The organism is Marinobacter sp. THAF197a (genome assembly GCF_009363275.1).
GTDB lineage: Bacteria > Pseudomonadota > Gammaproteobacteria > Pseudomonadales > Oleiphilaceae > Marinobacter.
This window is the reverse complement of the sequence record NZ_CP045324.1, coordinates 4,197,299-4,214,356: the sequence shown is the minus strand read 5'-3', so window position 1 is coordinate 4,214,356 and position 17,058 is coordinate 4,197,299. Positions and strand designations below refer to the sequence as shown.

The 17,058-nt window shown below is 59.0% G+C and carries 15 protein-coding genes and 1 riboswitch; of the genes, 13 read left to right on the top strand and 2 right to left on the bottom strand.

Going from position 1 to position 17,058, the window contains the following annotated elements:
* Positions 1 to 162 precede the first annotated feature (162 nt).
* The 9 genes from urtA (at position 163) to FIV08_RS19405 (ending at position 9,081) form a co-directional block, all read left to right on the top strand.
* Positions 163 to 1,431: an urea ABC transporter substrate-binding protein gene (gene urtA / locus FIV08_RS19445; protein WP_152439525.1), complete on the top strand. Its 1,269-nt coding sequence runs from the start codon at positions 163 to 165 to the stop codon at positions 1,429 to 1,431.
* A gap of 80 nt (positions 1,432 to 1,511) precedes the next feature.
* Positions 1,512 to 2,438: an urea ABC transporter permease subunit UrtB gene (gene urtB, locus FIV08_RS19440; RefSeq protein ID WP_058090885.1), complete on the top strand. Its 927-nt coding sequence runs from the start codon at positions 1,512 to 1,514 to the stop codon at positions 2,436 to 2,438.
* A gap of 9 nt (positions 2,439 to 2,447) precedes the next feature.
* Entirely contained in the window at positions 2,448 to 3,659 is a 1,212-nt protein-coding gene (gene urtC, locus FIV08_RS19435) for an urea ABC transporter permease subunit UrtC (RefSeq protein ID WP_152439524.1), read from the top strand.
* Positions 3,659 to 4,417 (top strand): urea ABC transporter ATP-binding protein UrtD, encoded by a 759-nt coding sequence (gene urtD / locus FIV08_RS19430; protein WP_068351485.1) that lies wholly within the window; start codon positions 3,659 to 3,661, stop codon positions 4,415 to 4,417. The genes urtC and urtD overlap by 1 nt, the downstream gene beginning before the upstream one ends.
* 2 nt (positions 4,418 to 4,419) lie before the next feature.
* On the top strand, positions 4,420 to 5,109 hold the full coding sequence (gene urtE, locus FIV08_RS19425; protein ID WP_152439523.1) for an urea ABC transporter ATP-binding subunit UrtE: 690 nt from the start codon (positions 4,420 to 4,422) through the stop codon (positions 5,107 to 5,109).
* 173 nt (positions 5,110 to 5,282) lie between these two features.
* Positions 5,283 to 6,329: an aliphatic amidase gene (locus FIV08_RS19420; protein WP_152439522.1), complete on the top strand. Its 1,047-nt coding sequence runs from the start codon at positions 5,283 to 5,285 to the stop codon at positions 6,327 to 6,329.
* 15 nt (positions 6,330 to 6,344) lie between these two features.
* Positions 6,345 to 7,388 carry an AAA family ATPase gene (locus FIV08_RS19415; protein ID WP_152439521.1) on the top strand — a complete coding sequence of 348 codons (1,044 nt, stop codon included), beginning with the start codon at positions 6,345 to 6,347 and terminating at the stop codon, positions 7,386 to 7,388.
* 101 nt (positions 7,389 to 7,489) lie between these two features.
* Entirely contained in the window at positions 7,490 to 8,722 is a 1,233-nt protein-coding gene (gene fmdA, locus FIV08_RS19410) for a formamidase (protein ID WP_152439520.1), read from the top strand.
* Positions 8,723 to 8,727: 5 nt separating this feature from the next.
* A complete protein-coding gene (locus FIV08_RS19405; RefSeq protein WP_061333208.1) occupies positions 8,728 to 9,081 on the top strand; it encodes an FmdB family zinc ribbon protein in 354 nt (117 codons plus the stop codon).
* A 60-nt stretch (positions 9,082 to 9,141) separates the two neighbouring features.
* On the opposite strand, the gene FIV08_RS19400 is transcribed toward FIV08_RS19405, so the two are convergent.
* Entirely contained in the window at positions 9,142 to 9,804 is a 663-nt protein-coding gene (locus FIV08_RS19400) for a DUF3047 domain-containing protein (protein WP_416376927.1), read from the bottom strand.
* Positions 9,805 to 9,983: 179 nt separating this feature from the next.
* Positions 9,984 to 10,182: riboswitch (cobalamin riboswitch) on the top strand.
* A gap of 189 nt (positions 10,183 to 10,371) precedes the next feature.
* Between FIV08_RS19400 and FIV08_RS19395 the strand changes: the two genes are divergently transcribed.
* The 3 genes from FIV08_RS19395 (at position 10,372) to FIV08_RS19385 (ending at position 15,311) form a co-directional block, all read left to right on the top strand.
* Positions 10,372 to 13,128: a ribonucleoside-diphosphate reductase subunit alpha gene (locus tag FIV08_RS19395; RefSeq protein WP_152439518.1), complete on the top strand. Its 2,757-nt coding sequence runs from the start codon at positions 10,372 to 10,374 to the stop codon at positions 13,126 to 13,128.
* 206 nt (positions 13,129 to 13,334) lie between these two features.
* Entirely contained in the window at positions 13,335 to 14,393 is a 1,059-nt protein-coding gene (locus tag FIV08_RS19390) for a ribonucleotide-diphosphate reductase subunit beta (protein ID WP_152439517.1), read from the top strand.
* A 60-nt stretch (positions 14,394 to 14,453) separates the two neighbouring features.
* Complete coding sequence (locus tag FIV08_RS19385) at positions 14,454 to 15,311, top strand: helix-turn-helix transcriptional regulator (RefSeq protein WP_152439516.1); 858 nt, start codon at positions 14,454 to 14,456, stop codon at positions 15,309 to 15,311.
* On the opposite strand, the gene FIV08_RS19380 is transcribed toward FIV08_RS19385, so the two are convergent.
* On the bottom strand, positions 15,273 to 15,866 hold the full coding sequence (locus FIV08_RS19380; protein ID WP_152439515.1) for a LysE family translocator: 594 nt from the start codon (positions 15,864 to 15,866) through the stop codon (positions 15,273 to 15,275). The genes FIV08_RS19385 and FIV08_RS19380 overlap by 39 nt on opposite strands.
* Before the next feature lie 149 nt (positions 15,867 to 16,015).
* Here FIV08_RS19380 and FIV08_RS19375 point away from each other — a divergent pair, with 149 nt between their 5' ends.
* Positions 16,016 to 17,020, top strand: coding sequence for a 2-hydroxyacid dehydrogenase (locus FIV08_RS19375; RefSeq protein WP_152439514.1), 1,005 nt, complete (start codon positions 16,016 to 16,018; stop codon positions 17,018 to 17,020).
* Positions 17,021 to 17,058: the final 38 nt, after the last annotated feature.

Sequence of the window (17,058 nt, the reverse complement as noted above, 5' to 3'; positions counted from 1 at the left end):
TAGCCTGCTGAGCCCGTGACAGGAATGCGTCAAATGACGTAGGCCGCTGGGGTGATTGCCGAATGGGCTCTGTGTCAGTGCCTGAGCAGAATGTGTGTCGTGGGCGCTGTGCTTCGTTTGTTGAAGTGCGGTACCGGCATACCAACACTGCGAGGAATAACCATGGGCACGACAGATTCAACCGCCAACGGGCGGTCATTCGGCAAGGGAACCGGGCTTCGCAAGAAGCTCATGACGCTGGCAGCATCCATGATGCTGGCTACATCGGCACAGGCGGCCACACCCCCCACCTCCGAGGTGAATACCACCGGGCTTGCGGTGACAGACGACACCGTCAAGGTTGGCATACTGCACTCCATCACCGGCACCATGGCGATCAGTGAAATCGGTTCAGTACAGGCCGAGAAACTGGCCATTGAACAGATCAACGCCTCCGGCGGTGTGCTGGGCCGGCAGATCGAGTTCGTGCAGGAAGACGGCGCCAGTGACTGGCCCACCTTCGCGGAGAAATCCCGCAAGCTGCTGCGCCAGGACAATGTCGCGGCCATTTTTGGTGCCTGGACCTCCGCTTCCCGGAAAGCCATCCTGCCGGTAATCGAACAGTTCAATGGCATGCTGTACTACCCCACGTTCTACGAGGGCCTGGAGCAATCACCGAACGTGATCTACACCGGGCAGGAAGCCACTCAGCAAATCCTGGCCAGTATCGATTGGGCGGTTGAAGAGAAGGGCGCCAAAACCTTCTACCTGCTGGGTTCGGACTACATCTGGCCCCGCACCTCCAACAAAATCGCTCGCAAACACATCGACAAGCTGGGATTAAAGGTAGTCGGCGAGGAGTATTACCCGCTGGGTCATACCCAGTTCAACTCGGTGATCAATAAGATCAAGCTCCGTAAGCCGGACGTTATTTTCGCATCGGTCGTGGGCGGCTCCAACGTAGCCTTCTACAAGCAGATGAAAGCCGCTGGTATTGATTTCACCAAGGAAAGCCCGCTGTTGCTGACCATCTCTGTGACCGAAGACGAAATCCGAGGCATCGGTGGTGAAAACGTGGAGGGCATCTATGCCTCCATGAAGTACTTCCAGAGCCTGGACAACGCGAACAATCAGGAATTTGTGGCCGCGTTCAAAGAAGCCTGGGGTGATGACATGGTCATCGGTGATGTTACCCAGGCTGCCTACCTTGGCCCCTGGCTGTGGAAGATGGCGGTCGAGAAGGCCGGCTCTTTCGATGTCGACAAAGTGCGTGAAGCTTCTCCGGGCATTGAGTTCACCAAAGCCCCGGAAGGTTATGTCCGCATCCACGAAAACCATCACCTCTGGTCCAAGACCCGTATCGGCAACGCCCAGCGCAATGGCCAGTACAAAGTGGTCTACGAAACAGAAGACCTGATGGAGCCAGATCCTTTCCCGGAAGGTTACCAGTAAGCACGGCTGGCCGGTGCCAAGGGGCGCCGGCCGCCGGTTTTCCAAACGGTTGGGTGCGTTATCTCTAGGGAGTAAGGGTCATGTTTGATGGCTACACCACCAGTGAATTGATGTCGATATTTGCCATGCAGGGGTTCGCCGGGCTGTCCCTGTTCTCAGTGTTCGTGCTGATGGCACTCGGCCTGGCGATCATTTTTGGTCAGATGGGGGTGATCAATATGGCCCACGGGGAATTCATGATCCTCGGTGCCTATACCACCTACCTGACCTCCAGTGCGTTTCAGAGTTATCTGCCGGGTCTGTTCGGGGGCTATTTTTTCGTCGCCATGCTCTTCGCCTTTCTGGTGTGCGCGGCGCTGGGGGCCTTTATCGAATGGGCCATGGTCAGGCATCTGTACCGGCGGCCGCTGGATACGCTGTTGGCGACCTGGGGCCTGAGCCTGATTCTCCAGCAAGCCTACCGCACGATTTTCGGCGCCCGGGAAGTGGGGGTCACGCTGCCAGACTGGATGATGGGATCAATCCAGGTCACCGACATGGTTGATCTGCCCATCAACGGGCTGTTTGTGATGATCATCGCGCTGTCCATCGCCATAGCCGTTTACTTCCTGATGTACCGGTCCGGTTGGGGCAAAAAGGTAAGGGCCGTGGTCCAGAACCGGCCCATGGCCGAAGCCGTGGGCATCAACAGTGCCGGTGTCGACAGGGCCACGTTTGCCCTGGGCTGCGGGATTGCGGGTATCGCCGGCGCGGCTTTCACCATGATCGGTTCCACCGGTCCGTCTTCCGGCCAGGCCTACATCGTGGACACCTTCCTGGTGGTGGTCTTTGGCGGTGCACAGAGCCTGATTGGCACCATTGTGTCTGCGTTTGGCATATCCCAGGCCCAGTCCACCCTCGAGTTCTTCCTGAGTGGTTCGATGGCCAAGGTACTCACGCTTCTGGTGGTTGTCGGCATTCTCATGCTGCGCCCGGAAGGACTCATGGCCCTGAAGATTCGTCGCTAGGAGACCGTCATGAAAGACTCACCCGTTGTTAAATGGTTTACCTCCCGAGAGGGGCTGTACTACCTGGCGTTGGCGCTGTTACTGGTGGTTGTTTTGCCGGTCATGCTCGATGCCTTCCGATTGAATATGGTCGGCAAGTACCTGACCTACGCCTTTGTGGCCATTGGCCTGGTGATGTGTTGGGGTAAAGCAGGCATTCTCAGCCTGGGACAGGGCGTTTTTTTCGGGCTTGGCGGCTACTGCATGGCGATGTACCTCAAGCTTGAGGCCTCAACGCCGGAAGCCACGGCCATACAGTCAACGCCCGGCATCCCGGACTTCATGGACTGGAATCAGATCACCGCTTTGCCCTGGTTCTGGGAGCCGTTCAACAGTTTTGCCTTCACCCTGATTGCCGTGATCGGGGTGCCGGTTCTGCTGGCCTTCATTATCGGCGTTGCCATGTTCACCCGGCGCGTGGGCGGCGTCTACTTTGCCATCATCACCCAGGCCATCGCGGCCATCCTGACCATCCTGATCATTGGTCAGCAGGGTTACACCGGCGGCATCAACGGCATCACCGACCTGAGAACCCTGATGGGTTGGGACATCCGCACCGATGAAGCGAAAACGGCCCTCTACTTCGTAACGGTTGCGCTGTTGTTCGTCTGTCTGTTCGCTGCCCGCCTGATCCAGAAGCGCAAACTCGGGCGAATCCTGGTGGCGATGAATACCCAGGAAACACGGGTGCGGTTCTCGGGCTATGACGTGGCCGCCTTCAAAATCTTCGTGTTTTGCCTGGCGGCGGCTTTTGCCGGCATCGGCGGCGCGCTGTTTACCTTGAGCGTCGGCTTCATGTCGCCCTCGTTCATCGGCATCGTGGCATCCATCGAGATGGTGATCTTCTGCGCACTGGGTGGCCGTCTATCCATCCTTGGTGCGGTCTACGGCGCACTGCTGGTGAATGCCGCCAAGAGCGGTTTTTCCGAATCCTTCCCGGAGCTCTGGCCCTTCGCCATGGGTGCGCTGTTCATCGGTGTTGTTCTGGCCTTCCCGAACGGCCTCGCCGGTCTGTATCAGACCTATGTCATGCCCCTGGAAGACCGGTTGTTTCGGCGAAAGCGAGGCTCTGTTGAGGGCCGAAACGTCGCTGCAACCGCGCCCGCCAACACCAAGGATCTGGAGGATAAGGCCAGTAATTACGACTCGATGATTGACCAGTACAGCCCGGAGAAATCCTGATGAAAGCAGCCAAAAGCAAAAGTAAGGACTTTTTGTTGGCGGTAGAGGGACTGACCGTATCGTTCGACGGCTTTAAAGCGGTAGACGACCTGTCCTTCTACCTGGACCCAAACGAAATCCGGGTGATCATCGGCCCCAATGGCGCCGGAAAAACCACGGTGCTGGACCTGATCTGCGGGAAAACCCGGGCCACGTCAGGCTCCATTCGCTTCCAGGGGCGGGAGCTGACAAAGATGAAAGAGCACCAGATTGTGCATTCTGGGGTTGGGCGTAAATTCCAGACCCCCTCGGTGTTCGAGGACCTCACCGTGTTCGAGAATCTCGAAGTGTCTTATCCGCAGGGCCACTCGGTGATGGGCGCCCTGGCGTTCAAGCGGGATCTTGCGGTGGTGGAGGAAATTGAAGCGGTTGCCCGGACCATTTTTCTTGAAGACATGCTTGAGCAGCCGGCGTCTCTGCTCAGTCATGGTCAGAAGCAGTGGCTTGAGATCGGCATGCTGCTGATTCAGAAGCCGAAGCTGATCATGTTGGATGAACCCGTAGCGGGCATGTCGGTGGTGGAGCGCAAGAAAACTGCCGAATTACTGAAAGTGATTACCCATGAACACACGGTTCTGGTGATCGAACACGATATGCAGTTTGTGGGTGACATTGCTGACCGGGTAACGGTGATGCACCAGGGCAAGGTGTTGTCGGAGGGGTCCATCGAGCACGTGAAGTCGGACCCGAAAGTCATCGAAGTCTACCTGGGGCATTGATCATGCTGAGCGTCAAACAACATTCGGTGGCCTACGGCCAGAGCAACATCATTGAGAACCTGGACCTTGAGATTGGCAGGAATGAGATCGTTGCCGTGGTTGGCCGCAATGGTATGGGCAAGACCACGTTGATGAAGTCCCTGGTGGGTATGACGCCGACCGGAGGTGGGCAGCTCCTGCTGGATGGTGCGGATCTTTCCAACCTTAAGAGTTTCCAGCGGGTGAGGGCAGGGATCGGCTTCGTACCCCAGGGCCGGATGATTTTTCCGACTCTTACCGTGAAGGAGAACATTGAGACCGGCCTGGCGGCGGTGGGCGAGAAGAAGATACCGGAGGATCTTTATGAGCTGTTTCCGGTGCTGAAGGAAATGCTGCATCGCCGGGGCGGCAACCTGTCTGGTGGACAGCAGCAACAGCTGGCGATTGCCCGAGCGCTGGCCACCCGGCCCAAGGTGTTGCTGCTGGATGAACCAACCGAGGGTATTCAGCCCAACATCATCAAGGACATTGCCAAGACTCTTCGGCGGATTCGCGATGAGCGAGGGTTGTCGATTGTGGTGTCGGAGCAGGTGTTGAGTTTTGTGATGGATGCGGCGGACCGGATTCTGGTGATCGAGAAGGGGGAGATTGTTCACGAGGAGCTTCGGGAGGAGGCGGATCAGGACAAGATTGCCAGTTATCTGGCTGTTTAATTCTGGGGTTTGGTGCAAGCCGCTGAGGCGGGGGCAGCCTTCCGAAACACGCCGTGAATACGTCCATGTAGGCTCGGATGCGCCATCCCTGGCGCATACGGTTTCGGAAGGCTGCCCCCGCCCCATCGGCCCGGACATGGGTGACAACCGCTATGCGGTGAGGAGCAAGCAGAATGAGACATGGTGATATTTCCAGCAGTAACGATACCGTCGGTGTGGCGGTGGTGAACTACAAGATGCCTCGGCTGCACAGCAAGGCCGAGGTGCTGGACAACGCGCGTAAGATTGCGGACATGATCAAAGGTATGAAGGTGGGGCTGCCGGGTATGGATCTGGTGGTGTTTCCGGAATACAGCACCATGGGGATCATGTACGACAACGACGAGATGATGGACACCGCTGCAGCCATCCCAGGCGACGAGACGGCGATTTTCTCGGCGGCGTGTCGTGAGGCCAATACCTGGGGGGTGTTTTCCCTGACCGGGGAGCGGCATGAGGATCACCCCAACAAGGCGCCTTACAACACGCTGGTGTTGATCAACAATGAAGGCGAGATTGTTCAGAAGTACCGCAAGTGCATTCCCTGGTGTCCGATTGAGGGCTGGTACCCCGGCGACACCACCTATGTGACTGAGGGCCCCAAGGGGATGAAGATCAGTCTGATCATCTGTGACGATGGCAACTATCCGGAGATCTGGCGGGATTGTGCCATGAAGGGTGCGGAGCTGATTGTGCGCTGCCAGGGCTATATGTACCCGGCCAAGGAGCAGCAGATCATGATGGCCAAGAGCATGGCCTGGGCCAATAACTGCTATGTGGCAGTGGCCAACGCCAGTGGTTTTGATGGCGTTTACTCCTACTTCGGGCACTCCGCTATCATCGGCTTTGATGGCCGCACCCTGGGTGAGTGCGGTGAGGAGGATATGGGGGTGCAGTACGCCCAGCTCTCGGTCAGCCAGATTCGTGATGCCCGGGCCAACGACCAGTCCCAGAACCACTTGTTCAAGCTTCTGCACCGGGGCTACACCGGTGTGCATGCCTCCGGTGACGGCGACAAGGGCATTGCCGATTGCCCGTTTGAGTTCTACCGCACCTGGGTGATGGATGCGCAGAAGGCGCAGGAGAATGTCGAAGCCATGACCCGCAAAACCGTGGGCACGGCTGAGTGCCCGGTGGGCGAGCTGCCGTTTGACGGTAAGGAAAAATCCGCAGAGGCTTAAGCCCGGGAGGCACAGATGCCGTTTATCAATGAACGGCTGGAAGCCAACCGGGAGACCAATGACAAGAACCGGGCCGCCTCAGGCCCGGTTCGTGCTTCCCGGTTTCGCTTCGAGCCTGAGGCTGTGATGGCCCGTTTGCGAGCAAACATTGTGGGCCAGGACGAGGCGCTCACGGCGATGGAGTCGATGCTGGTGCGGGTAAAAGCCGACATCGGTGAGGACAATCGGCCGCTGGCGGTGCACCTGTTTCTTGGCCCGACCGGTGTGGGCAAAACCGAGACCGTAAGGCTGATTGCCGAGGCCATTCATGGCCACCGCGATGGCCTGTGCCGCATCGACATGAATACCCTGGCACAGGAACATTATTCGGCGGCGCTCACCGGCGCACCGCCGGGTTACGTGGGCAGCAAGGAAGGCCATAGCCTGTTCGATCTGGACAAGGTTCAGGGCTCGTTCAGCAAACCCGGCATCGTGCTGTTCGACGAGATTGAAAAGGCCAGCAAAGAAGTGGTCCGCACCCTGCTGAATGTGTTGGATACTGGCCGGCTGGTGTTCCCCTCCGGCAATCGGGAAATCGACTTCCGCAATACCCTGATCTTTATGACCAGTAACGCCGGCGCGCTGGAGGCGGAGGCTCACCATCACCGTTATCAGCGAGGCTGGCGGCGATGGCTGGGGCTGTCACCCGGCTCTGGCGAAACCATTCGGGATGCCGCGCTTCGGCGCCATTTCGACCCGGAGTTTCTCAACCGGATTGACCAGATACTGAGTTACAACAGCCTCACCGACAACTGGCTGGACGCGCTGTTGGATATCGAGCTGGCGGGGCTGAACAAACGCCTGGCCCGAAAAAATGCAGAACTGACCCTGTCCCAGAACCTGCGCCGGGAGCTCTGCCGAGGCTACGACAGCCGTTATGGCGCACGGGAGATGTTACGGGCGTTTCGCCAGCGCCTGGAGCCGGCGGTTGCGCGGGCGTTGCTGGCCCATCCGGAGTGCCAGCGGTTTGAGGCCGATGTGGATAAACACACGGTCAGCGTTCGCCAATACGTCGAATGACGTAGGCACCGGGGCCATTTCGCGAATACCTGCCCGGCGCGGGATCTCCGATAGTAAAGCTGTGACTTAACCGTGCAAGCCAAACCCAAGGAGCGCCCGTTATGGCTGAAACCATCATCAAGATCGATCTGAACAAGTCTGCCTACGAGAACGACAAGATTCACAACCGCTGGCACCCGGACATTCCCCTGGTGGCCACCGTCAAACCCGGCGATGACTTCATCGTGGAGTGCTACGACTGGACCGGCGGCCAGATCAAGAACAACGACAGCGCCGACGACGTGCGCGATGTGGATCTCAGCCAGGTGCACTTCCTGTCGGGTCCGATTGGTGTGGAAGGCGCAGAGCCGGGTGACCTGCTGGAAGTCGACATTCTGGACATAGGTACGTTTGAGGAGAGCCAGTGGGGCTTCAACGGTTTCTTCTCCAAGCAGAACGGCGGTGGCTTTCTGACGGAACATTTCCCCGAAGCCCAGAAATCAATCTGGGACTTCAACGGCATGTTCACCAAGTCCCGGCACATTCCTAACGTGGAGTTTGCCGGGTTGATACATCCAGGGCTGATTGGTTGCCTGCCTTCCAAGGAACTTCTGGATACATGGAACAAGCGGGAAGCGGGCCTGGTAGCAACGGACCCTGACCGTGTGCCGGAGTTGGCTACTCTGCCTAACGGCGAAACGGCCCACATGGGCCAGATGAGAGGGGACGCGGCCAAGGCGGCTGGCGCTGAGGCCGCGCGAACCGTGCCACCGAGGGAGCATGGTGGCAACTGCGACATCAAGGATCTTTCCCGTGGCTCCAAAGTGTATTTTCCGGTTTACGTAGACGGCGCGGGACTGTCTGTGGGCGACCTGCACTTCAGCCAGGGTGATGGTGAGATTACGTTCTGTGGGGCCATCGAAATGGCCGGCTGGATTCACTTGCGGGTGAACCTGATCAAAGACGGCGTGCGAAAATACGGCATCAAGAACCCGGTGTTCAAGCCCAGCCCCATCAAGCCCCGCTACGACGATTATGTGATCTTTGAGGGCATCTCGGTGGATGAAGAGGGCGGCCAGCACTATCTGGACGTGCATGTGGCCTATCGCCAGGCCTGCCTGAATGCCATCGAATACATGACCAAGTTCGGCTACAGCAGGGCACAGGCTTACGCGATCCTTGGGTGTGCGCCGGTGGAGGGGCATATCAGCGGTGTGGTTGATATTCCCAACGCCTGTGCAACGCTCTGGCTGCCAACCGGCATCTTTGATTTCGACATCAACCCGTCAGCGGATGGCCCACAGAAGAAAGTCAGTGGCGGCATGGACGTGCCCCTGTCGAAAGACAAGGAGTAACCGACATGCCTGTGTATGACTACAAATGTCGGGAACACGGGTTGTTCCACCAGCTGGCCACCATGGAAGACTGTGCCAAGCCGGCGGAGTGCCCGACCTGTCAGGCGCTGTCACCCCGAGTCATAGTGCTGCCCCCGGAGATTGCCGCCATGGACCCGGCCAAACGATCGGCTCAGGACCGGAACGAGCGCTCGAAACACGAACCAGTGTTTTCGACTGCCGATCGCAGGGCACACGACAAGGAACACAGCCGAAGTTGTGGTTGCGGCTCACCGAAGCCGGGCAAATCCATGCTGTTCTACACCGCAGACGGTAAGAAAATGTTTCCCTCGATGCGGCCGTGGATGATCAGCCACTGACAACCGATTCGACGTTTCACGTGTTTGGCCCCGATACGGGGCCTTTTTTCGATACGCCATTCAGGGCTGCTCAAGCACCAGATCCCGATACCACGCTGTTGCCCGTTCACCGGTATTATCCGCATCCGACATGATGGCCACGCCAACAATGCGCGGGGGGTTCTCCCCGAACGCTTCCCGGTAATCCGCCACAATATCCCGTTCCACGGTGACCCACTCCCCGGTTTGCTCCGGGCCGGAATTGACCGCCACCATCATGGTCTGGTCGGTGAAGGCATTGGCGACAATGGATTGCTCTGGTAGCCGGTTGGCCCAGATGTAGTTCAGGGCATTACCCGGCAGGGACTCGCCAAACATCACCTCCACGGTTTTGCGCTTGGCCCGTTCAAAGAAGCCTGCTTTGTCGGGCTGAAATTCAAAGGCCACGTAGATTCGCGCCGGGTAGTCGTCGCCGGACTTTTTCCGGGCATCACCCTGGTCGAACACATTGGACACCTTCCATTGCCAGCGCAGAATCAGCGATTCGCCGGGTTCTAACGACAATCGGGCAATTAGGCCGGAGGCGCTGTTATCAGCAGTCGCCTTGACCACCTGAACACCGTCGTCCGTGACCAGCTCGTAGCGCGTGTGCCGGTCGATTCTGGGAAATTCCAGAGGTTCCCAACCATCAGATAATGAACTCATGGTGGAGAAGGGTTGCAGTAAAGGCGCCTGCGCCATCATCGCCGGGCTGGCCAATAGCAGAGCCAACACCCATGCAGTGACTGCCAGTGATGAACGCTTCATAGACTTGTCCTTTTGTTTTCGGGCCACTGCAGTGGCAGACAGCGGGCCTGCAATAAAGTGCCTTGTCAGTGGCTATTAGTCCGTATATAGTGACCAAATCCTTGGTTGACTACCATATGTTGTGATCATTCTCTGATCACTTCAGACATAAAGGTAGTCGGGAATCCGGTGAGAATCCGGAACTGACGCGCAGCGGTATTGGGGAACGAGCGTGGCATCAAGACACTGGCAAGCGCCGGGAAGTCGCCACGCAAGGCCGAACCAACAGGTTCACGCCCCTGAGTCCGAAGACCTGCCAGGGATAGACACTGCACCTTCGCGTTTCAAGGTGAGCAGGTAAGGATTATTGGCCACGGACGACACGGACACCCACGGACTACAAATATTCAAAAGATGGCAGCCCCATTTTTTGTCCGTGAAAGTCCGTGTCGTCCGTGGCCAGAAAGTCTTTTCTCCTGTGAACGCGAAGGTTGCACTAACAACGCGTGCACAAGGAGAAGCCCCATGTCTGCCACCGCTCTGGCCGAAGCCCCGGCCGCCGATACCCAGTCCCTTCAAGTTATTAAACGCAACGGCACCCTGGTTGGATTCAATCCCGCCAAAATCAGTGTGGCGGTGACCAAAGCGTTCCTGGCCGTGGAAGGCGACAAAGCCGCCGGTTCGGCCCGCATCAACGACGCCGTGCATCGGGTCACCGAACAGGTGGTGCAGGCCATCAGCCGGCGCCTGAAAGCCGGCGGTAAAGTGCATATTGAAGACATTCAGGACCAGGTGGAACTGGCCCTGATGCGGGCCGAAGAGCAAAAGGTGGCCCGGGCTTACGTGCTCTACCGGGAAGAGCACGCCCGCAAGCGCGCCATCGAAGAGCCCATGGAAGCGCACCCGCACCTGACCGTGAAAAAAGCCGACGGCAGCGTGGCGCCGCTGGACCTGGGCCTGATGAAGCTGCAGGTAGAACAGGCCGCCACCGGCCTGGACGGCATTGACGGCGAATCCCTGGTCGACGAAGCCCTGCGCAACCTGTACGACGGCATTGCAGAAACCGAAGTGCTCTCCGCCCTGATCATGACCGCCCGTGGCCGTATCGAGCAGGAGCCGGACTACAGCGCCGTCACCGCCCGGCTGTTGCTGGAACAGCTTCGCCTGGAAGCGGCTGAGGCCCTGGACCTGCCCCGCAACCAGCCGCTGGCAGAGGTTTATCCACAGGCCCTGAACGCGTTCATCCACGCCGGTATCCGCTACGAATTGCTGGACGAAGCCCTGGCCGCCTTTGACCTGGAACGCCTGGGCGCAGCCATCATCCCCGAGCGCGACCACCAGTTCGGTTTCCTCGGCCTGCAAACCCTGTACGACCGCTACTTCCTGCACTGGAACAAGGCCCGCCTGGAACTGCCCCAGGTATTCTTCATGCGAGTCGCCATGGGCCTGGCCCTGCGGGAAGACGACCCCAATGCCCGCGCCATCGAATTCTACAACCTGTTGTCATCTTTCGATTACATGGCCAGCACACCCACGCTGTTCAACAGTGGCACCCGCCATTCCCAGTTGTCCTCCTGCTACCTGACCACCGTCGGCGATGACCTGGAAGGCATTTACGGTGCCATCAGAGACAACGCCCTGTTGAGTAAATGGGCTGGCGGCCTGGGCAACGACTGGACCCCGGTGCGGGCGCTGGGCTCCCACATCAAAGGCACCAACGGCCAGAGCCAGGGCGTGGTGCCCTTCCTGAAAGTGGTCAACGACACCGCGGTGGCGGTGAACCAGGGTGGCAAGCGCAAAGGCGCCGTGTGTGCCTACCTGGAAAGCTGGCATCTGGACATCGAAGAATTCCTGGAGTTGCGCAAAAACACCGGCGACGAACGCCGCCGCACCCACGACATGAACACCGCCAACTGGGTGCCGGATTTGCTGATCGAACGCATGCGCGAAGACCGGGACTGGACCCTGTTTTCCCCCAGCGATGCGCCAGACCTGCACGACCTTTACGGCAACGCCTTCCGGGAACGCTACGAGCATTACGAAGCGCTGGCGGAGCAGGGTAAGATCAAACTGTTCAAGAAAATCCCTGCCAAACAACTGTGGCGCAAAATGCTCACCGTGCTGTTTGAAACCGGCCACCCCTGGGTTACCTTCAAAGACCCCTGCAACCTGCGTTCCCCGCAGCAGCACCAGGGCGTGGTGCACAGCTCCAACCTGTGCACCGAAATCACCCTGAACACCAGCGCCGACGAAATCGCCGTATGCAACCTGGGCTCGGTCAACCTGGCCGCCCACATCGCCAACGGCGAGCTGGACGTACAGCGCCTGGAACGCACCGTGACCACCGCCGTTCGCATGCTCGATAACGTCATCGATATCAACTTCTACGCCGTACCCCAGGCGAAGAACTCCAACCTCAAACACCGCCCCGTGGGCCTGGGCCTGATGGGCTTTCAGGACGCCCTCTACCAACTGGGCCTGCCCTACACCAGCCCGGAAGCCGTCGAGTTTGCTGATGTGGCCATGGAACAACTCAGCTACTTCGCCATCCGCGCCTCCGCCACCCTGGCCGGCGAACGGGGTGCCTATGAAACCTACGAAGGCTCCCTCTGGCAGCAAGGCATCCTACCCATCGATTCCATCAACCTGTTAAAGGAGAACCGTCGGGAAGGGGACCTGTCGCTCAACACCAACAGCCGCCTGGACTGGACACCGGTGCGCGAGCTGATTGCCAAACACGGCATGCGCAACAGCAACGTCATGGCCATCGCCCCCACCGCCACCATCTCCAACATCGTCGGTGTGTCTCAGTCCATCGAACCGGCGTACCAGAACCTGTTCGTGAAATCGAACCTCTCTGGCGAATTCACCGTGGTCAATCCCTCCCTGGTGCGCGACCTTAAAGCCGAAGGCCTGTGGGACAACGTGATGGTCAACGACCTCAAATACTTCGACGGCAGCGTCCAGCAGATCGACCGCATCCCACCGGTACTGAAAGCCCGCTACGCCACCGCCTTCGAAATCGACCCAAGATGGCTGGTAGAGGCCGCGGCAAGACGCCAGAAATGGTTGGACCAGGCCCAGAGCCTGAACCTGTACATGGCTGAACCCAGCGGCAAGAAACTGGATGCTCTGTACCAGTTGGCCTGGGAACGCGGTTTGAAAACCACCTACTACCTGCGCTCGTTGGGTGCCACCGGCGCCGAAAAGAGTGCCCCGGTGGCTGCACCCCAGCCGCAAGTGTGCAGCATCGACGAGCCAGACTGCGAAGCCTGTCAGTAACTATAGGCTTTGCCGAATAAGCAGCGATTACTCCACAGCCTGAAGAACCGGGCTGGTCTGGCTTCCCAAAAATGTCTGTAGCCATGGATGGCTACAGCCAAGCCCCCCAGGGATGGGTTCACGGGCGGTTTTTGGGAAGCCAGACCAGACCGGTTCCACCACCAAGCAAAGCAGGCTAAGCGACCAAGAACTCCGAGGTAAAAGACATGCTAGATTGGGACGACGAACCAAAATCCGAAAACAAGCCGGCTGCCAGCGCCGGCCCGGCGCCGGTGAATGTAGACGACAAGCGCGTCATCAACGGCGAAACCGACATCAACCAGTTGGCACCGTTCAAGTACCCCTGGGCCTGGGAATACTTCATGAACGCCAACAAAAACCACTGGACCCCGCTGGACGTCAACATGGCCCAGGACGTCCACGACTACCACCACCGCCTGAGCCCGGCGGAAAAGCACGTGTACGAAAACGTACTGGCCTACCTCACCACCTCCGACATCCTCGCCATGCGCAACATCGGCCTGGCCGTGATGGAGAAAATGAGCGCGCCGGAACTGCAAATCTACCAGGCCCGCCAGGTGTACGAAGAAGCCCTGCACACCTGGACCTACCAGCACTGCATCGAAACCCTCAACCTGGACCAGAGCGAAATCTACAACCGCTACCGCGTGGTGCCGGAAATCAACGGCAAGATCCAGGTAGCCAACCGACGGCTGGACGCCGCCATGCGCTCCGACATGAACCTGCGCAACCCGGACGACCTGCAGGAATTCATCATGTCTTACCTGTTCTTCGCGGCCGTGTTTGAAGGCTGCTGGTTCTACAACGGCTTCAGCCCCATTTTCGCCCTGCAACGCCGGGGCCTGATGCGTGGCACTGGCGAGCAACTGCAGTACATCCTGCGGGACGAAGCCATGCACTTCTCCTTCGGCCTGAAAGTGGTCAACCAGATCCTGGAAGAAGAAAACATCACCTTCGACCCCAAAGCCGTGCGCGACATGTGGGACGAATCCGAAGCCGCTGAAATGGCCTACGCCAACTACATCCTGCGTGACCCCATCCTCGGCTACTCGGCGGAATACCACACCGAACAATTCCGCTTCGTGGCCAACCGCCGCGCCAGAACCGTCGGCCTGGAAGAACCTTTCCCGGGGGCCAAGAACGTCTCGCCCTGGTTGGACGAGCAAGCCACCATGCGCAAGGAGAAGAACTTCTTTGAAACCCGGGTGATTGAATACCAGACCGGGGCGCAGTTGGAGTGGTGAGTTTCTGCTAGGCTAGTGCCATACGCACTAGCCTGGCCGATTTGCTTTGAGGCAACCACCATGACCAATCCCCGCACGCCCATCTTCTGGCGCGATGCCCGCATGCCCCATGTGGAATTGCGCAAAGTCGCGGATGGGCGCGAGGTTTGTTATGCCTTGCACACCCACCGGCACTGGTCGATCGGGGCCATTACCGGCGGTGAAAGTACGTTTCTGTACCGCAGCGACCAATACCATGTAACCGCCGGCACACTGGTGTTGATGAACCCGGAATGGCCCCACGCCTGCAACCCCATTGATAACCAGCCCTGGGCGTACCTGATGCTGTACGTGGATACCGACTGGCTGACCCGGCTGAGATTTGAAGCTGGCCTGCTGCCAACCCATGACTGGCGGGACCTGGAGACGGCAGTGATCACCGACTCCGGACAGTACCAAGACTACTGCGCCATGGCAGAGTGCGTGCTGGACCCCAAGCGAGACCTTCTAGAAAAGCAAAGCCGGGTAGCCGAGTACCTGCTGGACCTGATGCAGAGCCTGGCGAAACAACCGGCTCGGGGCATTCAGCGCCCCTCGGGCACGCTGGCCACGGTTGCCGACCATCTGGACAACCACTGCACAGAAGAGGTGTCGCTGGATGATCTCTGCCGGCTCAGTGGCTACAGCCCGGGGCATCTGGTACGGGTGTTTCGGCAGACCTATGGATTGACGCCCCACGCCTACCTGATCAATCGGCGCATTCAACACGGCCAGACGGAACTGAAACGCGGCGTCAGCATTGCCGAGGCGGCCCTCAATGCCGGCTTTGCCGACCAGGCGCATTTCCAGAGAACCTTCAAGCGAGTGGTAGCGGCCACCCCCAACCAGTATCGCCAGCCGTCAGTCCAGCAGCAGGAACACGCAGCTTCCGACAAGTAACAACGCCAGAGCCCGGTTGAACGCGCGCAGGATTCGCGGCTGCTGCACCAGCCGGCGAAGCCCGACCCCGACATACACCCAACTGGCCAGCGACAGCCAGCAAATGGGCAGATACAGCCCCGCAAACAGCCAGAGCAGGGTGGTTTCTCCTCCGTCGGTGAAGGCACTGATGCCCGCCACCGATGCAAGCCAGGCCTTTGGATTTAACCACTGCATCAGGGCGCCGGTCACAAAGCCGGGGGCAGGGCGAGCCTCGTCCTCGCTGAGGCGGCCATCTGCGGTAGCCAGTTGGTAGCTCAGATACAGCAGAAAGGCCACGCCGGCCCAGCTCAACCAGCGTTCAAACCGGGGGGCATGCTCCAACAACGAATGCAGGCCAAGGCCAATCGCGATAAACAGCGCAATAAAGCCCAGGGTGGCCCCGGTCACAAACACCAGGCCCTGAGACACCGGATAGCGCGTGCCACTGCTCAGACAGACAAGATTGACCGGCCCCGGCGAAACAGACGCCACCAGGGCGAAGGCCGACATGGGCAAAATAATGGACAGACTCATAACGTGAGTACTCTGAGAAAGACGGGAGGCACCCACTGTGCACGGTGCTTTACAACGGGTATTGAACAAAATTGCGGTGGCTTGCAGTCCGGGGTTTGATCTATGTTTGAAGTACCCCACACCCACCCAGACCGGAAGAGGCCAAGCCCATGAAAGTGGCTGTTTTCAGCACCAAACCCTACGACGAGCAATTCCTTGGGCAAGCCAGCCGGGACAGCCACGAGCATGAACTGGTGTTTCTTGAGCCCCGGTTGAATGCAACCACCGCGGCGCTCGCCAAAGGCTTTGATGCGGTGTGTGTGTTCGTGAACGACCAGGTGGACGGCGCCGTACTGGAGCTGCTGGCCGAAGGCGGCACCCGTGCGGTTGCACTGCGCTGTGCCGGTTTCAACAACGTAGACCTGAAAGCCGCCGAGCGCCTGGGGATCAACGTGGTGCGAGTGCCGGCTTACTCACCCTATGCCGTGGCCGAACACACCGTTGCCCTGATCTTGACGCTCAACCGGCAGATTCACCGGGCTTACCACCGTATTCGCGATGGCAATTTTGCGCTGGATGGTTTGCTGGGCTTCGACCTGCGAGGGCGCACCGTGGGCGTGGTGGGTACCGGCCAGATAGGCCTGGAGGTAGTGCGCATCATGCGTGGCTTTGGCTGCCGGGTGCTCTGTTACGACCTTCATGCCAACCCGGAAGCCCAACAACTGGGTGGTGAGTATGTGGCGCTGGACGACCTGTTCAGCCAGGCCGATATTGTCAGCCTGCATTGCCCGTTAACACCCGACACCCACCACCTGATCAACGCGGATACGGTGGCCAAGATGAAGCCGGGCGTGATGCTGATCAACACCAGCCGGGGCGCCATGGTCGATACCGCCGCTATCATCGAGGGCCTTAAATCCGGACAGATTGGCTACCTGGGCCTCGATGTGTACGAGGAAGAAGGTGACCTGTTTTTCGAAGACCTGTCCAACATCGTGCTGAAAGACGACGTGTTTGCGCGCTTGCTGACCTTCCCCAACGTAGTGATCACCGGCCACCAGGCCTTCTTCACTCGCAACGCCCTGGAGAGCATCGCCCACACAACGTTGGGTAACCTCACCGAACTGGCAAGCACGGGGCAGTGCGCAAACCGGGTAACCGCCCCCGCCGGTTAATGGCGCACTGAGACAAGCCGGCCGCGTACTCGTACAAT

Bases quoted from the DNA above. Each gene is read 5' to 3' on its own strand.
- FIV08_RS19390 (WP_152439517.1), top strand. From the start codon at position 13,335: ATGCTAGATTGGGACGACGAACCAAAATCCGAAAACAAGCCGGCTGCC.
- FIV08_RS19415 (WP_152439521.1), top strand. From the start codon at position 6,345: ATGCCGTTTATCAATGAACGGCTGGAAGCCAACCGGGAGACCAATGAC.
- FIV08_RS19375 (WP_152439514.1), top strand. From the start codon at position 16,016: ATGAAAGTGGCTGTTTTCAGCACCAAACCCTACGACGAGCAATTCCTT.
- FIV08_RS19420 (WP_152439522.1), top strand. From the start codon at position 5,283: ATGAGACATGGTGATATTTCCAGCAGTAACGATACCGTCGGTGTGGCG.
- FIV08_RS19400 (WP_416376927.1), bottom strand. From the start codon at position 9,804: ATGATGGCGCAGGCGCCTTTACTGCAACCCTTCTCCACCATGAGTTCA.
- fmdA (WP_152439520.1), top strand. From the start codon at position 7,490: ATGGCTGAAACCATCATCAAGATCGATCTGAACAAGTCTGCCTACGAG.
- FIV08_RS19385 (WP_152439516.1), top strand. From the start codon at position 14,454: ATGACCAATCCCCGCACGCCCATCTTCTGGCGCGATGCCCGCATGCCC.
- urtB (WP_058090885.1), top strand. From the start codon at position 1,512: ATGTTTGATGGCTACACCACCAGTGAATTGATGTCGATATTTGCCATG.
- FIV08_RS19380 (WP_152439515.1), bottom strand. From the start codon at position 15,866: ATGAGTCTGTCCATTATTTTGCCCATGTCGGCCTTCGCCCTGGTGGCG.
- urtE (WP_152439523.1), top strand. From the start codon at position 4,420: ATGCTGAGCGTCAAACAACATTCGGTGGCCTACGGCCAGAGCAACATC.
- urtD (WP_068351485.1), top strand. From the start codon at position 3,659: ATGAAAGCAGCCAAAAGCAAAAGTAAGGACTTTTTGTTGGCGGTAGAG.
- urtA (WP_152439525.1), top strand. From the start codon at position 163: ATGGGCACGACAGATTCAACCGCCAACGGGCGGTCATTCGGCAAGGGA.
- FIV08_RS19405 (WP_061333208.1), top strand. From the start codon at position 8,728: ATGCCTGTGTATGACTACAAATGTCGGGAACACGGGTTGTTCCACCAG.
- FIV08_RS19395 (WP_152439518.1), top strand. From the start codon at position 10,372: ATGTCTGCCACCGCTCTGGCCGAAGCCCCGGCCGCCGATACCCAGTCC.
- urtC (WP_152439524.1), top strand. From the start codon at position 2,448: ATGAAAGACTCACCCGTTGTTAAATGGTTTACCTCCCGAGAGGGGCTG.